Below are 16,175 nucleotides of genomic sequence, written 5' to 3'. Positions count from 1 at the left end.
AATATCTCTGCAGGAGGGAGGGCGTATGAAGGCCGAAAAATCCGACGGAGCCAAAAACTTAGGGGCTGACGAAGGAAGCCACTAAGTTTTATGGCGAAGCGGATTTTTCGGACTGAGTAGCCCGACCGGGCAGAATTCTGGGAGAGGCATCCCCACCCCGACCCCGACCGGGCAAAAAGACAAAAGCCGGCAGCATCAACAGAGCTATTGAGGAGTGGGCGTCCCCGCCGGAGAAGCAGCAGGGGAAGCAGCGGGAACCGGAGTGCCGGCGGGAGCGACCGCCAGGCCCGGCGTGGCGACCGGCGCCGGCGTCGACACCGGCACCGCATCGGTCGCGGTCTCAAAGTAAGAGCGAGTCCGCTTGCGGGAAATGCTGGCCAAGGAAACCGAGGTGAGGAGAAAGACGATGGCAACGCCGGTGGTCAGCTTGCTGAGGAAGGTGGCGGCACCGCGGGATCCGAAGACGGTTTGAGAGGAACCGCCGAAGGCCGCCCCCATGTCGGCGCCCTTGCCCGCCTGCAGCAGGATCACGATCACCAAAAACACGCACACGACGTAGTGCACGATCAAGATTGCGGTTTCCATCTCTAGCTCATCCTCTCTTCAAACTTGACGATCTTGGCGAAGCTCTCGGCATCGAGCGAGGCCCCTCCGACCAAGAGCCCGTCGACGTGGGTCTCTTTCATCAGCGCCGGCGCGTTGTCCGGGTTGACCGAGCCGCCGTAGAGCAGCCGGACCCGGTTCGCGGTGGGAGCGTCGTAATGCTTGGTCAGCCAGCTTCGGATGAAGTGGTGGACCTCCCCGGCCTGCTCCGGCTTCGCCGTCCGGCCGGTGCCGATAGCCCAAACCGGCTCATAGGCCAAGATCATCTTTTCAAAATCGTGCATGGCGACGTCGTCCAAGTCGGCTTTGAGCTGGCCCTCGATCACTTCCAAGGTGCTGCCCTTTTCCCGCTGGGCGAGGTTTTCGCCGACGCAAAGGATTGGAATTAGGTCACTTTTTAAGGCGGCCTGGAGCTTCTGATTCACCATTTTGTCGGTCTCGCCGAAGATGTTGCGCCGCTCGGAGTGGCCCAAAATCACGTAATCGCAGCCGACTTCCTTCAGGAAAGGCCCGGCGATCTCGCCGGTGAAAGCTCCCTCCTCTTCCCAGAACATGTTCTGGGCGGCCAGAGCCATATTGGTGTCGGACAGGGCCACCGAGACCGAATAGAGCGCGGTATAGGGCGGCGCCACCGCGACGTCGATATGGGCGTAGTCGGCGATGAGGTTCTTCAGCGAGGTGACCAGCTTGATCGCCTCGGCGACGGTGTTGTTCATCTTCCAATTGCCGACGATCATGGGCCGGCGCAGATCAGGAATCACGTGGCGCTCTCGATTTCCAGGGCCTTGAGGCCCGGCAAAGTTTTACCCTCAAGAAATTCCAAGGTGGCTCCGCCGCCGGTCGAAAGATGGCTGAGCTTCTCGCCGACCCCGGCGGCCTTCACCGCCGACAGCGAATCGCCGCCGCCGACCACGGTCATTCCCGGGCAAGAAGCCAGGGCCCGGGCGATTTCGACGCTGCCTTTTTCGAATGGCGGAATTTCAAAGGCGCCCAGCGGGCCGTTCCACAGCACGGTCTTGGCTTTGGCGATCTGGGCCGCGAACTCCTCGACGGTCTTGGGCCCGATATCGAGCCCCATCCAGCCCTGGGGAATGTTGGGACCGGAGGTGGTCTTGAAATCGGTCCCCGGCTTCAGCTCTTTCCCCACGACATGATCCTGGGGCAGCTCGAAGCGAATGTCCTTCACTTTGGCCCGCTCCAAGAGCTTGGCGGCGGTGTGAATCTTGGCGTCCTCGACCAGCGAGTTGCCGACCTCGACGCCTTGGGCCTTCAAAAAAGTGTAAGCCATCGCGCCGCCGATCAGCAGGCCGTCGACCAGCCGAAGCAGGTTCTCGATCACGCCGAGCTTGTCCGAAACCTTGGCCCCGCCCAGGATCGCGATGAAGGGCCGCTCCGGCTCGTGGAGCAAACGGCTCAAGACCTGAACTTCCTTGAGGACCAAGAGGCCGGCCGCCTTCTCCTTGACCAGCGGGACCATTCCCACCGTCGAAGCATGGGCCCGGTGGAGGGTGCCGAAAGCGTCGTTGATGTAGACGTCGGCCAGCGCCGCCAGGCGCTCGCTGAAAATCGGATCGTTGGCCTCTTCCTCGGGATGGAAGCGGAGGTTCTCCAAGAGGATGATCTCGCCTTCGCGCATCTCGGTGACCAGCTTCTTGACGGCGTCGCCGACGCAATCCTCGGGAAAGGTCACCTCGCGCTCCAAGAGCTCGGAGAGCCGCGCCGCCACCGGCATCAGGCTGTATTTGGGATCGGGCTGGCCCTTGGGCCGGCCCAAGTGGGAAGCGACGATGAGCTTGGCCCCGGCCGCCAAGGCATGGCGCAAGGTCGGCAGGCTGGCGACGATGCGGGCGTCGTCCTGGATGACGCCCTGCTTGTCGAGCGGGACGTTGAAATCGACCCGCACGAAGACCCGCTTCTCCTTGAGCTCCAATTCTTGAAGGCTTTTGATCATTACAAGCTCTTGCCGATGTAATGGGCTAAATCGAGCATCCGTTGGCTGAAGCCGGTCTCATTATCGTACCACGAAAGGACCTTGACCAGGTTTCCTTCCATCACCTTGGTGGACAAGCCGTCGACCACCGAAGAGAAGCGCGAGCCGTTGTAATCGGTGCTGACCAGGGGCTCGGTCGAGTAATCGAAGATCCCCTTGAGCGGCCCCGAAGCCGCCGCCTTCTCGAAGAGGGCGTTGACGGCCTTGGCATCGGTCGGAGCGTTCAGCTCGGCGACGAAATCGACCAAGGAGACATTGGGCGTCGGCACCCGGATCGCCATTCCGTCGAGCTTGCCCTTCAGGCTGGGCAGGACCAAGCCGATCGCCTTGGCGCCGCCGGTGCTGGTCGGGATCATGTTGATGGCGCCGGCTCGGGCCCGCCGCGGATCCTTGTGACCGCCGTCGATGATCCGCTGGTCGTTGGTGTAGCTGTGGACGGTGGTCATGAGGCCGCGCTTCACCCCGATGCTCTCGTCCAGGATCTTGACCACCGGCGCCAGGCAGTTGGTGGTGCAGGAAGCGTTGGACAGGATCTGGTGGTTGGCCGGGTCGTATTTGGTGTGGTTGACGCCGTAGACGATGGTCAGGTCGGCGTCGTCGGCCGGGGCGCTGATGATGACCTTCTTGGCGCCGCCCTTGAGGTGGTTGATGCAATCGGCCTTGCCATCGAGCCGGCCGGTGCATTCGAGGACGATGTCCACGCCCTTCCAGTCGAGCTTGGTGACGTCGGAAATCTTGCTGCATTCGATCGACTTGCCGTTCACCTCGATCCGGTTTTCCGAGGTCTTGACCTCGCCTTCGAAACGGCCATGGACCGAGTCGAATTTCAGCAAATGGGCCAAGTCCTGGGTGGGGGCTAGGTCATTGATCTTGACGATCTGGACATCGGGGTCGTTGACGGCGAGACGGAAGATGGTGCGGCCGATTCGGCCGAAGCCGTTGAGGGCGAGGCGTAAGGACATAATTCTTTAAAACTCCATAAGTTAGGCCTGTTTAAGGCCGGCGCATTAATACACAGGGTTACCGGGGTGTCAATCCTGCAACAACCGTCATCCTGAGCGGGGGCCCCAGTCGAACGCCGTCAGGTTCGAGAGAGACTGGGGGGAAGGACCTGCGACTGCCTTGGGTGGTTTAAGATCCTTCGTCGCTTCGCTCCTCAGGATGACAGTACGGGAACCAAAACCCTTAATGCCCGCGGCAAGATCCGGAAGGCGGCTTTTCGGACCCGGAAAAACTCGCCATCCAGGTCCAGGGGGATTTCACCAGTCTGGGCTTCCAAACTCAAGGCCCGGCCCTCGCTGTAGCGGACTTTGGGATGCTCGAAGCGGAGCCGGCGGTAAACCCGGGGCAGCTGGGCCAAAAGCGAGGTGTAGGGCAGACGGTCGGCGACGAGGAAATCAAGCCGGCCATCGTCAAGCTCGGCCTGCGGCGCGATGCACATCCCGCCGCCGAAGTAGCGGCCGTTGGCCACCACCGCCAGCAGCAGGTCGACTTCGCTTTGGCGAGTCCGGCCCTTGGCGTCCTCGGTCCGGACCAGGACCCGCGGCGGCTCGAAGCTTCGCACGCTGCGGAGGGTGGCGACCAAGTATTCCAAGGTCCCGAAGCGCTTGGGCGAGGCATTGACCCGCCGGACCACCTCGCCGGAGATCCCGGCGTCGGCGACGTTGAGAAAATGGCGGCTCGAGGGCCGGCCCTCGAGATCCTCCATCGCCACCGCGCCGGCGTCGATCGTGGTTTCGCGGAGTCGGTGGAGCCAAGAGAAGTCTTTCGGGAACGAGTAGAGCTCGCGGAGGCGCCGGGCGAAATCGCCGCCGGTGCCGGTGGCGATGACCCCGAGGGCCGGCTGCTGCTTGGCCGGGAGGTCTAAAATTCCGTTGGCAACCTCGTTCAAGGTGCCGTCGCCGCCGACGGCGACCAGCCGGCGATAGCCCTCCTCAACCGCCCAGCGAGTCAACTCCACGGCGTGGTTCGGACCCTCGGTGAAGAGCATCTCGCTATCGGGCAGCTTTTGCTCCAAATAATGACGGAGACTCTCGATCAAGCGGCCGCTCTTGCCGCTCCGCGAGGCTGGGTTCACGATGAAGCAAATATTTTTCATCATTCGGATAAAAGCTGCTCGTTCAGGAATTCGAAGAAGTCCTGGACCTCGAAGCTCGGCTTCAGCGACTTGAACATGGCTTCCTCCAAGGCATCGGCGGTGAGGAGCTTGCCGATGCCGCGGCTCTCGACTTCCTCGACCGTTCGACGGGCGATCTTCTCGGCCGCCTCCGGAAAGATCCAAGCATAGGCGCCCTCGGTGCCGGCGCTCAAAGTGTCCTCGCCGCTCCAAGAAAGCTCCAGCGGGGCGAAGCCGGTCAGCTCGCCGAGCAGGCGGCGCGGCAGCTCGCTCAAGCCGAGATAGCGGCTCAGATAAGGCGGATCGTGATAGGCGATCCGGGCCTTGGCCTTGCCTCGGCTGCGGTAATTCGAATTGAGGAAGTAGGGCGCCAGGAATTCCATCAAATGGAGGGCCTGCTTGCCCAAGGGCAGCGAGAGCTCGGGATACCTTTTCTTCAAAATGTGGCCGCACTCCGGTCCGTCGGTGACGACCCATTGGAAGCCGCCCAAAGCGTGGTACTGGACTTCGGCGACCTCTTGAAACTCGCCGGCGAAGCCGAGGGCGTCGAGCGGCGCGCCGCAGCACTGCAGGTCGGGCTCGCTGAGCTGGACCCCGTGGATGTCAAGCTTGCGGAAGATTTCGAAATAGGTCCCGAGCCTTTCCGGGAAATGGCGCAAGGTATGGCAGGAGGGGAAGAAAAGCACCTGGCCCCCGCTCTGGGGCACCGACTCCGGCCAATGCTTTCGGGTCTCGGCATAGAGGTCGCGGCCATAGGGATTGTTGGCTTGGGCGAAACGGCTCTCGACTTCGTAGACCGCCGGCGGGGCGGCGTAGTTCTCCACCGCGATGCGCCGGACCTCGGCCAAAGCCGAGGGCACGTCGTTGTCGTGCTCGCAGTAGCGCTGGCAGTGCAGGCAATTCGTGCACTGGTAGAGTGCGGCCGCCAAGTCTTGGCTCAGGGGCAGCGTCTTGTCGACCAGCCAGCGCCCGATCTCCATCTTGCCCCAGGGCGTGAAGGTCTCGACTTGGGTCGCCTCGGCGGTGGGGCAGCTGAAGCGGCACATCTTCGGGCAGAAGGTGCAGTAGTCCATCATCTTTTTGAGGTTGCTTCTCAAGCTCCCTCCTTGAGGCGGGCCATCAAGCGGCGGTGAGCCGCCGGCAGGCGGCTTTCGGATTTTTCGATTCGGGCGCCCAGCTCGTCGAGGGCCGCGCGATGCAGGAGCTGAGCGACCTTTTCCTCGTCGGAATTTTCCTTCAACTCCAAGATCCGGCCGCCCTTGGCCAGGAGCCCGGATTCCACCTCCTCGAGCAGGGCTTCGACTTCCTCGCCCAGGCCCCAAGCGGCGCCGCCCCAGACCGCTTCAAAAAGACCGACGCCGGCGAAATGCTCGGCGGCCACGGCGGTCGGGAGCCGGGCGCTGAGCGGCAGGACCAAGCCGGCGCGCTGGAGCCCGCGGAGGAATTGCTCCATTCCTTCCTCGCGCACGAAGGCGGCGAAAAGCTGCTGCCGCTCCTCGGGTTGGGGGAAAACGCGGAGGACGGCCAGGATCGGCAAGCCCAACCAATCGGCGGAGCCGATCGCCATCTTCTTGAGGCTGGGCCCGGCGGCCGAGCGCGGGGTCGCGACGTTGCTGAAAACTTCGCCGCCGCTTTGGGCCCATTTCACCTGGAGAGCCAGGTCCTCGATGCCCCCGAAAGCCGCCCGGTAAAGGTTGGGCAAGCGCCGGCTCAAGGCTTCGGCCAGCAAGGCCCGGTTATCCGGATAGGCGAAGTAGTTCAGGGTGTAGCCCTGGCGGCCGAGCTGCTCTTCGAGATCGGCCAAGACGACATCGGTGTCGGCGGTGGCCAGCAGCGAAATTTCGTCGATCTCAAGCATCGGCGAACCCCAGCTTTCCCGGATTGAGGATGTTCCGCGGATCGAGCGCCGCCTTCATCGACTTGAGCCAGGGCCAAGCCTGGCCCCATTCCTGGGGCATGAACTCGGCCTTCAGGATGCCCACGCCGTGGTGGTGACTGATGGTGCCGCCGGCGGCGACGCAGGCCTTGAGGGCCTCGCGCCAAATTTGGCCGTAGAGCTTTTCGTTCTCGGCCTCCTTGTCGCGGTAGGCGATGAAGGTGAAATAAATCGAGCAGCCCTCGGGATAGGCATGGCTGAAATGAGCCATGACCAGGGCGTGGCGCCCCATCGCCTGGCGGATCGACTCGTAGAGCCCGTCGAGCCGGTCCCAGGTGGTGGCCACTTCCATCGTGTCGGCGAAATAACCGGCATCGAAGAGCGGGGAAAGCTTATAGGAGACGCTGTAACGATGCTCCAACCAGCGCCGGCCCGGCTTCTCGCCCAGATCCTTCCCCTTGGCCGCGGCGCAAATCGAGCCGGCCCGGCGGGCCCAGCGCATGACCTCCTCGGTCTTGCCTTGGAAACCGAGGATCAAGAGGCAAGCCCGCGGCAGCAAGGCCAAGCCGGCCCGCAGCAGGCTCGGGTTCTTCAAGGCAAATTTGAGCGAGAGCTCCTTGGTCCAATTCAACAGCGGCTCGGTCCGTCTTCCGATCAAGCTCTGCCACCAATTTTCGGTGCTCTCTTCGCCATGGCTGAGAAAGATCTTGGTGTCGAGCTCGTCATAGAGCCGAAGCACCGAGGGCCTCAAACCGCTCTGGAGGAGGCGGCGCATCGCCCCCAATCCGGCTTCGAGGCTGGGAAATTGAAAGCCCCAATAAAGGTCTTTCTCCGGCAAGGGATGAACTCGCAGCGTTGCTTCGGTCAAGACCCCCAAGGTTCCCTCGCTGCCGAGGAAGAGCTCCTTCAAATCCAAGGCGCCGGGGACCTCTTTCACCGAGCCCAGCTCGGCGATCTCGCCATCGGCCAAAACCACCTCGATCGATTCGACCATGTCCTCGATCTTGCCGTAGCGCGAGGAGAATTGGCCGGCCGAGCGGCAAGCCAGGTAGCCGCCCAGGGTCGCGACGTAGATCGAGGAGGGGAAATGACCGAGGGTGAGGCTCTTGCGCTGGAGCTCCCGCTCGAGGATTTCGCCGTTGATGCCGGTCTGGGCCCGAATTTCCATCGCCTGGGTGTTCACCTTCAGCAGCCGGCTCATCCGCTTCATGTCGAGAGCGATGCCGCCGCGCAGGGCCCAAGTGCCGCCGCAGACGCCAGAGCCGCCGCCGAAGGGAATCAGCGGCACGCCGCGCTCATTGGCGAAGGCCGCGACTTCGGCGACCTCCCGGCTGGTCTCGGGCCACACCACCGCCCAGGGCGGAAACTTAACCTCGTTCTGCCGCACCCAGAGCATCGCTTTGCTGTTGGAGTCGCGGCCATAGCTGAGCCGGTGGGAATCGGCCGCGCTGACTTGATCGGGCCGCAAGAGCTTTCCCAGGTCACGGGTCAATTTTTCAGGGGCCGGAGCCAATTTCATGAGGCGTTCCTCTTGACCGTCTTGGCCTCGATGAACTCCAAGGCTTCTTTGACCGGAACTTCATTGGGGCAGACCTCTTCGCAGCGCCGGCAACCCTCGCAGAGGCTGAAGTCGATCCGGGCCGCCCAAAAATCGGGAGTCGAGCGGGTCAAGGTCGTCACCAGGTAGCTCGGTCCCGGAAATTCCTCCCGCGGAACGGTCAGCATCGCCGGGCAGGCCGAGTCGCAAAGGCCGCAGTTGAAGCAGCGCGAGAAGCGCAGCAGCCAGTCCTTGTCGACCGAGCTGAGCGGCAGCAGCCGGTCGGCCCGGTAATTCTCCATGAAAAGCCGGTAGCCGGTGCGGTGAAAAGGCTTCCGGATCATGTGCTTCAGGAAGGTGAAGGCGAGATTGATTTTAGCCCAGATGGCACCCATTCGGCACATCCTAATCCGCGCCAAAAATCCTTAAAAGTCAAAAGTTTATGCCCACTTAGCCTGATTTTATTTGTCATTGACTTTGGATTTAGCGTGTGGCTAGTATCCGGCCTCTTTTTTAAGAGATCGTTGTTATCAACCCGAAAGCATTAGGTTTTTATATGGGCCTGACCAAGAGTTTCATTAAAGAAAAGACCCCCCGCAAGTGGGTCCTGATCGACCTGAAGGGTCAGGTTTTGGGCCGCGCCGCCAGCCAGATCGCCATGATCCTCCGCGGAAAGACCAAGGCCAACTTCACCCCGCACCAGGATACCGGTGACTTCGTCGTCGCGATCAATGCCCGCGACATCCGCCTGACCGGCAACAAGATGAAGGAAAAGATGTACTACCATCACTCCGAATACATCGGAGGCTTGAAGGAGTACACCGCCGAGAAGCTGCTCGAGCGTCATCCCGAGGACCTCATCTACCGTGCGGTCAAGGGCATGCTGCCCAAGACCTTCCTCGGCAAGAAACAGCTCAAGAAGCTCAAGATTTATGCCGGCGAGGCTCATCCCCACGCGTCTCAAACCCCTGAAGTGTTGGCGCTGCGCAATCGCCAGTATCGCTCCTAATTTTTTTTAGATAGGATTCGCCGAATGGCCACGACCAAGAAATTCAACGGAACCGGAAAACGCAAGAGCTCAGCCGCCCGCATCATCTTAAGCCCGGGCGACGGCCAATTCGTCATCAACGGCCGCGACGGCCTCGAAAACTACTTCGGCCGCGCCACCAGCCGCATGGTGATCCTGCAGCCCTTCGAGGTGACCGGCAACCTCAACAAGTTCAACGTCAACGCCACCCTCACCGGCGGCGGCCTCTCCGGCCAAGCCGGCGCCCTGCGCCACGGCATCTCGCGGGCCCTGCTCGCGATGAACCCGGATTACCGCAAGCCGCTGCGCAAAGCCGGCTTCCTCACTCGCGACGCCCGCGTCAAGGAGCGCAAGAAATACGGCCTCCGCGGCGCCCGCAAGCGCACGCAGTACAGCAAGCGTTAAGATTCTACCTTTTGGGGTAACGAAACGCCGGCCTCGCGCCGGCGTTTTTGTTTGTGCCCTGATCGTTGGCTTTGTCGCTTTGTTTGGTGATGCCGCCCACGACCGACTTTCTGCCCGGGAGGGGGAATCGGGGGACGTCCTCTTCACTTTTTTCCCTGGCCCTCAAGCCGGGCCAGGGAAAGCTTGGTCCGTCGATATCTATTGGATGCTTTAGGGTGATCGACGGCCCAAAAGCCGTTCCGAGGAGTCCCCCGATCCCCCCTCCCTACCTCTGTGCTGGTTCAATCAATAACAGCAAAGTGGTAGGTCGGGGTCCGGGTGGGAGTACCTCTCTCAGAATATCTCTGCAGGAGGGAGGGCGTAGGAGGGGCAAAAAATCCGACGGAGCAAAAAACTTGGGGGCTGACGAAGGAAGCCACCAAGTTTTATGGCGAAGCGGATTTTTTAGCCCGAAAGCCCGACCGGGCAGAATTCTGAGAGAGGTACTCCCACCCGGACCCCGACCGGGCAGAAGCAACCAAGCCAGCGCCGAAACCATCGCAGCACCGCAAACGCGGCGCTAAAGGCCCTTGCTACAAGGCCGTCGCTTCGATAAACCTAAAGCCTATGAGCCTCAACGTCGCCATCGTCGGAGCCACCGGTTACACCGGCCTGGAGCTCGCCCGCATCCTGCTGAATCATCCCAAGGTGAAGATCGCCGCCCTAACCAGCGAGCGCAGCGCCGGCGAAACCTTCAGCAAGGTCTTCCCCGCCTATCAAGGCAAGCTCGACCTCCCGCTCGAAGCGCTCAACCCCAAGGCGATCGCCGAAAAGGCCGAGCTGATTTTCCTCGGCCTCCCCCACCACGAAGCGATGGAAGCGGCCCAAGCTTTCCGGGACATGAAGAAGGTGGTCATCGACCTCAGCGCCGACTTCCGGCTCCGGGAAGACTCCGTGTACGAAAAGTGGTACGGACCTCACGTCGCCAAGGGCATCCTTAAGGAAGCGGTCTACGGACTGCCCGAACTGTATCGGGAAAAAATCAAGCAGGCCGACCTCATCGCCAATCCCGGCTGCTATCCCACAACCAATATCCTGGGCCTGGCGCCGCTGCTCAAAGCCAAGGCGATTCATCTCGACTCGATCGTCTGCGATTCCAAATCCGGAACCTCCGGCGCCGGCCGGGCCGCCAAGACCGACAGCCTCTTTTGCGAAGTGAACGAGTCGATCAAGACCTACGGCATCGGCAAGCACCGCCACACGCCGGAGATCGAGCAGGAGTTGAGTGCGCTGGCCGGCGAACCGGTGGCGATCATTTTCACGCCCCATCTGATCCCGATGGATCGGGGAATTCTGTCCACGATTTACGCCAAGCCGCGGGAGAAGATGAGCCCCGAGAAGCTCCACGCCCTTTTTGTCGACTTCTATAAAGAGGAGCCCTTCGTCCGAGTCAAGCCGCTCGGCGATTTCCCAGCGACTCGCGACGTGCGCTTCACCAACGATTGCCATCTCGGCGTTCATTATGACGCTCGGACCGACAAGATCCTGGTAGTCAGCGTGATCGACAACCTCACCAAGGGTGCGTCGGGCCAAGCCGTGCAGAACATGAATCTCCGTTTCGGCTTCGACGAAAAGTTGGGCCTCGAAGCCGCCGCGCCCTTGGCTTGACCCGCCTACAATCTTATCCACAAGTTTTTAATCCAAACCCGGGATTAGGTTTTGACGCGACCGAAGGCAGTTTGTTATAGGAAAGAAACCCCTGGTTTCGGAGGAGCGTGATGAAAACGAAGTTCATCTTTACCACCGGAGGCGTTGTTTCCTCTCTCGGTAAAGGTCTCGCCACCGCCAGCATCGGAGCCCTCCTCGAAAATCGCGGCCTCAAGATCACCATCCTCAAGCTCGATCCTTATATCAACGTCGACCCCGGCACGATGAACCCCTTTCAGCACGGCGAGGTTTTCGTCACCGACGACGGCGCCGAGACCGATCTCGACTTGGGCCATTACGAGCGCTTCACCCGGGCCAAGCTTTCCAAGCGCAACAACGTCACCACCGGCAAGATTTACGATTCGGTCATTCAAAAAGAGCGCAAGGGCGAGTACTTAGGCAAAACCGTTCAAGTCATTCCCCACATCACCGATGAGATCAAAGCGGCGATCCTCCGGGTCGCCGAAGGGGTCGATTTGGTGATGGTCGAGATCGGCGGCACCGTCGGCGACATCGAAAGCCTGCCCTTCCTCGAAGCCATTCGCCAATTCCGCTACGACGTCGGCAAAGAGAACACCCTGTACATCCACCTGACCCTGGTGCCTTACATCGCGGCCGCCGGCGAGCTGAAGACCAAGCCCTCCCAGCACAGCGTCCAAAAGCTCCGCGAGATCGGTATCCAGCCCGATATCCTGCTCTGCCGGACCGAGACCGACCTGAGCAAGGAGATCAAGACCAAGATCGCGATGTTCTGCAACTTGAGCCCCGATTGCGTCTTCACCGCCAAGGACGTCGCCTCGATCTATGAGGTCCCCCTCTGCTTTCATGAGGAAGGCGTCGACGAGAAGATCGTCGAGCTGCTCAACATCTGGACCCGGACCCCCGACCTCCTCGATTGGAAGGAATTGGTCGAAAAGATCCACCATCCCAAGAACGAGGTCACCATCGGGGTGGTCGGCAAATACGTCAACCTGACCGACAGCTATAAAAGCCTCAACGAAGCCTTGAAACACGGCGGCTTCGCCACCGAAACCAAAGTCAATCTCAAGTTCTACGACAGCGAGGAGCTGGTCGGGAAGGATTTGACCAAGGAGTTTGAAGGCATCGACGGGATTTTGGTGCCCGGCGGCTTCGGCGACCGCGGAATCCAGGGGAAAATCCTGGCCATTCAATATGCCCGGGAAAACCAGGTCCCATTTTTCGGCATCTGCCTCGGAATGCAGCTCGCTTGCATCGAGTTCGCCCGCAATGTCTGCGGGATTCCCACCGCCTCGAGCCGCGAATTCGACCCCAAGGCGGCCGAGCCGGTCATCGATTTGATGGAAGAGCAGAAAAAGCTCATCAACAAGGGCGCCACCATGCGGCTCGGCGCCTACGCCTGCGCCATCGAGAAGGACACGCTGGCCCAACGGATCTATCAGGACCGCGAGATTTCCGAGCGCCACCGCCACCGTTACGAATTCAACAATATGTACCGCGACCGCCTGGGCGACCGCGGCATGGTTTTCTCGGGCCTCTCGCCCGACGGCGTCTTGGTCGAGATCGTCGAGCTGCCGAGCCATCCTTACTTCATCGCCTGCCAGTTCCACCCGGAATTCAAGTCGCGGCCGATGGCACCCCACCCGCTCTTCACCCACTTCATCAAGGCCAGCCTGCGCAACGCCCAGCGTCAGCACTGGAAGGCCCGAAAAGTCGACGAAACGAACCCGCCCCAAAAAAGCAACCAAATTTTGCAATCGGGCGAAGGCTAAATCCTTCCGATAAAATCGATTTTTACCCAGCCCCGCCTTGACAATCCTTTCCGGCGCCTTCTATGATTTTTGTAGCAAGATACGTTCCGGTTTTTAGCTATGGCTCTTGAAATCAAGCAAAATCTTAAGCTCTCCCAATCGCTGGTCATCACGCCCCAGCTTCAGCAAGCCATCAAATTACTCCAGCTTTCCCAAATGGAATTGGTCGAGATGGTGCAAAACGAGATGCTCGAGAACCCCCTGCTCGAGGAGGGGATGGAGCTGGAAGAGCCTTCCAAGGAATCGCCCGAGGCCCAAGCCGAGCGCCAAGAGATGGAAGTCCAGCCCGACAGCGCTCCCCAGGTCGAAAGCCAGGAGGTGGGCGGCAAGGAAGGCGACTTCAAGCAGGAGGCTCCCGACTTCGATTGGGACAACTACCTCAACACCTACAACGCCCCCGAGAACGTCCAAAGCCACATCGACGAGCTGCCCTCCTACGAAAACACCCTGGCCAGCAAGACCAGCCTTTTCGACCACCTGATGTGGCAGCTTCAGCTTTCCAACCTCAGCCCCGAGGAAAACAACATCGGGACGATGATCCTGGGCTGCATCAACGACGACGGCTACCTCCAAGATCCCCTGGAAGACGTGGCGGCCAAGTGCGAGGCCAGCCCCGAGGCCGTCGAAGCGGTGTTGAGGAAGATCCAAGAATTCGACCCGCCGGGCGTCGGCGCCCGCAACCTGAAAGAATGCCTGATGGTCCAGGTCCGCCATCTCGGTCCCGAAAAGGATTTGGTCGCCCGGATCATCGACACCCACCTGGCCAATCTCGAACGCAAAGATTACCTCCGCATCGCCAAGGATCTGAAGATTTCTCTCGAAAAAGTTCAAGATCTGGCCCGCATCATTCAAGAGCTGGAGCCCAAGCCCGGCCGCGAATACAGCACCAGCGATCCCCAGTACATCACGCCCGACGTCTACGTGAACAAGATCGGCAACGAGTGGGTGGTGGTCTTGAACGAGGACGGCCTGCCCAAGCTCAAGGTCAGCTCGCTCTATAAGAGCATGATGGACGGCAATGGGGCCTCCGCCACCAAGGAATATGTTCAGAACAAGCTCCGCTCGGCGATCTGGCTGATCCGCAGCATCCATCAGCGCCAGCGCACCCTTTACCGGACCTCCAAGACGATCGTAAAGTTCCAGCAGGAGTTCTTCGAAAAGGGGATCAGCGCGCTGAGGCCGATGATCCTGCGCGACGTCGCCAATGAGATCGAGATGCACGAATCGACCGTCTCACGCGTCACGACCAACAAATACATGCACACTCCCCACGGGATCTTCGAGCTGAAATACTTCTTCAATAGCGGGATCACGACCTCGGATGGCGATTCGATCGCCAGCGAGACGATCAAAACCAAGATTAAAAACCTCATCGGTCAGGAAAATCCGAAGAAGCCCCTCTCCGATCAGGACATCGTCCAGCTGCTCAAGGACGGAAACATCGATATTGCCCGACGAACGGTGGCAAAATACCGCGAGCTGATGGGAATTCAGCCATCGTCAAAACGCCGGCAACTTTATTAACGAGGACAGCGTATGCTGTGAACAGGTCCAACATCTAGACGCGGCGCTCTCCAACGTCGCGGAAAGGAGTCTCTGAATGAACGTCACGGTCACCTTTCGTCACATGCCTGCTTCCGAAGCCCTCCGCAATCACGCCATCGAAAAGGCGCAAAAGTTTAAAAAGTACTTAGTCGAACCGGTCCAAATCCACTTCATCCTGATGGTCGAAAAGATCCGGCAAATCGCCGAGATCAACGTTCAATCCAAGAATTTCACCGCCCATGGCGTCGAGGAATCGCAGGACATGTATACCTCGATCGACAAGGTGGTCTCCAAGGCCGAGGGCCAGATCCGCAAGCACAAGGAGAAGGTCAAAGCCCACAAGAGCGAGGGCAAAGCCTATGAGGTCCTCGAGGCAACGATGGGCTCGAATGGCCTGCATCCCAACGAGCTCCATTAAAGACCAACGATGTTTTTTTAGGCGGGATCGGCGACGATCCCGCCTTTTTTTTAGCCAAATTGCCTCACCTTTTTGCTTCAAGCCCGCATAATTTCATTGTAATTTGATAACTGCTGGCATAAAGGCGCAGCCCAAGGGGATTTGGTGCCGCATTCGATTGGGCCTAGATTATGAAAATCACCAATATACTCCGCGTCGAATCGATCTTGCCGGAACTAAAATCGAGGGACAAAGACGGGGTTATCCGGGAGTTGGCCGAGGCGGTGACTCGCTCCGAGGCTTCCATCCCGGTCGACACCCTGAGCGAGGTCCTGGCTGAGCGGGAAAAGCTCGGCTCGACCGGCATCGGCAGCGGCGTGGCCATCCCCCACGGCAAGCTGCCCAACCTCGACCGGATCGTGGCGGCTTTCGGCCGTTCCCGGCCGGGCATCGATTTCGACTCCCAGGACGGCGAGCCGGCCCACCTCTTCTTCGTCCTGGTGGCCCCCGAAAACACCGCCGGCCTCCACTTGAAGGCCTTAGCCAAGCTCTCCCGCCTCCTCAAAGACGCCCATTTCCGCCAAAAGCTCCTCGACGTGAGCGACGCCCAGGCGATCTACAACGCCATCGCCGAAGAGGACGAGAAGGTCTAGATAGACTCGTCTGCCCGTCGCCATTTTGCAAAATCTTGATTCTCTGCCCGGTCGGGGTCTGGGGGTGGGGGTGCCTCTCTCAAATTCTGCCCGGTCGGGCTAGTCAGGCTCAAAAATCCGCTTCGCAATAAAACTTCGTGGCTTCCTTCGTCAGCCCCGAAGTTTTTTGCTCAGTCGGATTTTTGAGCCCTCCTACGCCCTCCCTCCTGCAGAGATATTTTCGAGAGGCACCCCCACCCCCAGACCCCGCCCTACCGATGTGCCGGCTTGCCTGTCATCCTGAGCGAAGCGAAGGATCTATAACTGCCCAAGGTGGATGATCTACCAAAAGAGGTTACAGATCTCTTGTGCCCGTAGTTTGGGTATTCGCTTCGCTCAGGATGACCTTGGATCGGCACAGCGGTAGGTCGGGGAGGGCCGGGGACTCCTCCGAACGGCTTTTGAACCGTCGATCACCCTAAAGCATCCAATAGACATCGATGGTTCAAGCTTTCCCTGGCCCGGCTTGAGGGCCAGGGAAAAAAGTGAGGAGGATGTCCCCGGCCCTCCC

At 60.3% G+C, this 16,175-nt stretch carries 16 protein-coding genes; 7 read left to right on the top strand and 9 right to left on the bottom strand.

The window, feature by feature from the left end:
• Positions 1–204 precede the first annotated feature (204 nt).
• The 9 genes from secG to VJR29_06315 all read right to left on the bottom strand — a co-directional run bounded on the left by secG (position 205) and on the right by VJR29_06315 (position 8,517).
• Positions 205–585: a preprotein translocase subunit SecG gene (secG, locus tag VJR29_06355; GenBank protein ID HKY63021.1), complete on the bottom strand. Its 381-nt coding sequence runs from the start codon at positions 583–585 to the stop codon at positions 205–207.
• A 2-nt stretch (positions 586–587) separates the two neighbouring features.
• Complete coding sequence (gene tpiA, locus VJR29_06350; GenBank protein HKY63020.1) at positions 588–1,364, bottom strand: triose-phosphate isomerase; 777 nt, start codon at positions 1,362–1,364, stop codon at positions 588–590.
• Positions 1,361–2,554: a phosphoglycerate kinase gene (locus VJR29_06345; protein HKY63019.1), complete on the bottom strand. Its 1,194-nt coding sequence runs from the start codon at positions 2,552–2,554 to the stop codon at positions 1,361–1,363. The genes tpiA and VJR29_06345 overlap by 4 nt, the downstream gene beginning before the upstream one ends.
• Positions 2,554–3,555 (bottom strand): type I glyceraldehyde-3-phosphate dehydrogenase, encoded by a 1,002-nt coding sequence (gene gap / locus VJR29_06340; GenBank protein HKY63018.1) that lies wholly within the window; start codon positions 3,553–3,555, stop codon positions 2,554–2,556. Before gap ends, VJR29_06345 begins: the two co-directional genes overlap by 1 nt.
• Before the next feature lie 194 nt (positions 3,556–3,749).
• Entirely contained in the window at positions 3,750–4,694 is a 945-nt protein-coding gene (locus VJR29_06335) for a diacylglycerol kinase family protein (GenBank protein HKY63017.1), read from the bottom strand.
• Positions 4,691–5,806, bottom strand: a complete 1,116-nt coding sequence (locus VJR29_06330; protein HKY63016.1) for a (Fe-S)-binding protein — start codon at positions 5,804–5,806, stop codon at positions 4,691–4,693. Before VJR29_06330 ends, VJR29_06335 begins: the two co-directional genes overlap by 4 nt.
• On the bottom strand, positions 5,803–6,567 hold the full coding sequence (locus tag VJR29_06325) for a hypothetical protein (GenBank protein HKY63015.1): 765 nt from the start codon (positions 6,565–6,567) through the stop codon (positions 5,803–5,805). Before VJR29_06325 ends, VJR29_06330 begins: the two co-directional genes overlap by 4 nt.
• Entirely contained in the window at positions 6,560–8,104 is a 1,545-nt protein-coding gene (locus VJR29_06320) for an FAD-binding oxidoreductase (GenBank protein HKY63014.1), read from the bottom strand. The genes VJR29_06325 and VJR29_06320 overlap by 8 nt, the downstream gene beginning before the upstream one ends.
• A complete protein-coding gene (locus tag VJR29_06315; GenBank protein HKY63013.1) occupies positions 8,101–8,517 on the bottom strand; it encodes a 4Fe-4S dicluster domain-containing protein in 417 nt (138 codons plus the stop codon). The genes VJR29_06320 and VJR29_06315 overlap by 4 nt, the downstream gene beginning before the upstream one ends.
• Before the next feature lie 161 nt (positions 8,518–8,678).
• Here VJR29_06315 and rplM point away from each other — a divergent pair, with 161 nt between their 5' ends.
• The 7 genes from rplM (at position 8,679) to VJR29_06280 (ending at position 15,625) form a co-directional block, all read left to right on the top strand.
• A complete protein-coding gene (gene rplM, locus VJR29_06310; GenBank protein HKY63012.1) occupies positions 8,679–9,131 on the top strand; it encodes a 50S ribosomal protein L13 in 453 nt (150 codons plus the stop codon).
• 24 nt (positions 9,132–9,155) lie between these two features.
• Complete coding sequence (gene rpsI / locus VJR29_06305) at positions 9,156–9,554, top strand: 30S ribosomal protein S9 (protein HKY63011.1); 399 nt, start codon at positions 9,156–9,158, stop codon at positions 9,552–9,554.
• 606 nt (positions 9,555–10,160) lie between these two features.
• Positions 10,161–11,201 (top strand): N-acetyl-gamma-glutamyl-phosphate reductase, encoded by a 1,041-nt coding sequence (gene argC / locus VJR29_06300; GenBank protein HKY63010.1) that lies wholly within the window; start codon positions 10,161–10,163, stop codon positions 11,199–11,201.
• A 110-nt stretch (positions 11,202–11,311) separates the two neighbouring features.
• The gene (locus VJR29_06295) at positions 11,312–12,991 is read left to right on the top strand and encodes a CTP synthase (GenBank protein HKY63009.1); all 1,680 of its coding nucleotides are present in this window, start codon (positions 11,312–11,314) and stop codon (positions 12,989–12,991) included.
• Positions 12,992–13,090: 99 nt separating this feature from the next.
• Entirely contained in the window at positions 13,091–14,554 is a 1,464-nt protein-coding gene (rpoN, locus tag VJR29_06290; GenBank protein HKY63008.1) for an RNA polymerase factor sigma-54, read from the top strand.
• A 76-nt stretch (positions 14,555–14,630) separates the two neighbouring features.
• On the top strand, positions 14,631–14,993 hold the full coding sequence (gene raiA, locus VJR29_06285) for a ribosome-associated translation inhibitor RaiA (protein ID HKY63007.1): 363 nt from the start codon (positions 14,631–14,633) through the stop codon (positions 14,991–14,993).
• 170 nt (positions 14,994–15,163) lie between these two features.
• Entirely contained in the window at positions 15,164–15,625 is a 462-nt protein-coding gene (locus VJR29_06280) for a PTS sugar transporter subunit IIA (GenBank protein ID HKY63006.1), read from the top strand.
• The last annotated feature ends 550 nt before the right edge of the window (positions 15,626–16,175 follow it).

This window comes from bacterium, from assembly GCA_035281585.1.
Classification (GTDB): Bacteria; UBA10199; UBA10199; order DSSB01; family DSSB01; genus DATEDP01.
The sequence above is the reverse complement of the archived record's forward strand: the minus strand, read 5'-3'. Positions and strand labels throughout refer to the sequence as shown.

Bases quoted from the DNA above. Each gene is read 5' to 3' on its own strand.
- secG (HKY63021.1), bottom strand. From the start codon at position 585: ATGGAAACCGCAATCTTGATCGTGCACTACGTCGTGTGCGTGTTTTTG.
- VJR29_06345 (HKY63019.1), bottom strand. From the start codon at position 2,554: ATGATCAAAAGCCTTCAAGAATTGGAGCTCAAGGAGAAGCGGGTCTTC.
- gap (HKY63018.1), bottom strand. From the start codon at position 3,555: ATGTCCTTACGCCTCGCCCTCAACGGCTTCGGCCGAATCGGCCGCACC.
- VJR29_06335 (HKY63017.1), bottom strand. From the start codon at position 4,694: ATGATGAAAAATATTTGCTTCATCGTGAACCCAGCCTCGCGGAGCGGC.
- VJR29_06325 (HKY63015.1), bottom strand. From the start codon at position 6,567: ATGCTTGAGATCGACGAAATTTCGCTGCTGGCCACCGCCGACACCGAT.
- VJR29_06320 (HKY63014.1), bottom strand. From the start codon at position 8,104: ATGAAATTGGCTCCGGCCCCTGAAAAATTGACCCGTGACCTGGGAAAG.
- VJR29_06315 (HKY63013.1), bottom strand. From the start codon at position 8,517: ATGGGTGCCATCTGGGCTAAAATCAATCTCGCCTTCACCTTCCTGAAG.
- rplM (HKY63012.1), top strand. From the start codon at position 8,679: ATGGGCCTGACCAAGAGTTTCATTAAAGAAAAGACCCCCCGCAAGTGG.
- rpsI (HKY63011.1), top strand. From the start codon at position 9,156: ATGGCCACGACCAAGAAATTCAACGGAACCGGAAAACGCAAGAGCTCA.
- argC (HKY63010.1), top strand. From the start codon at position 10,161: ATGAGCCTCAACGTCGCCATCGTCGGAGCCACCGGTTACACCGGCCTG.
- VJR29_06295 (HKY63009.1), top strand. From the start codon at position 11,312: ATGAAAACGAAGTTCATCTTTACCACCGGAGGCGTTGTTTCCTCTCTC.
- rpoN (HKY63008.1), top strand. From the start codon at position 13,091: ATGGCTCTTGAAATCAAGCAAAATCTTAAGCTCTCCCAATCGCTGGTC.
- raiA (HKY63007.1), top strand. From the start codon at position 14,631: ATGAACGTCACGGTCACCTTTCGTCACATGCCTGCTTCCGAAGCCCTC.
- VJR29_06280 (HKY63006.1), top strand. From the start codon at position 15,164: ATGAAAATCACCAATATACTCCGCGTCGAATCGATCTTGCCGGAACTA.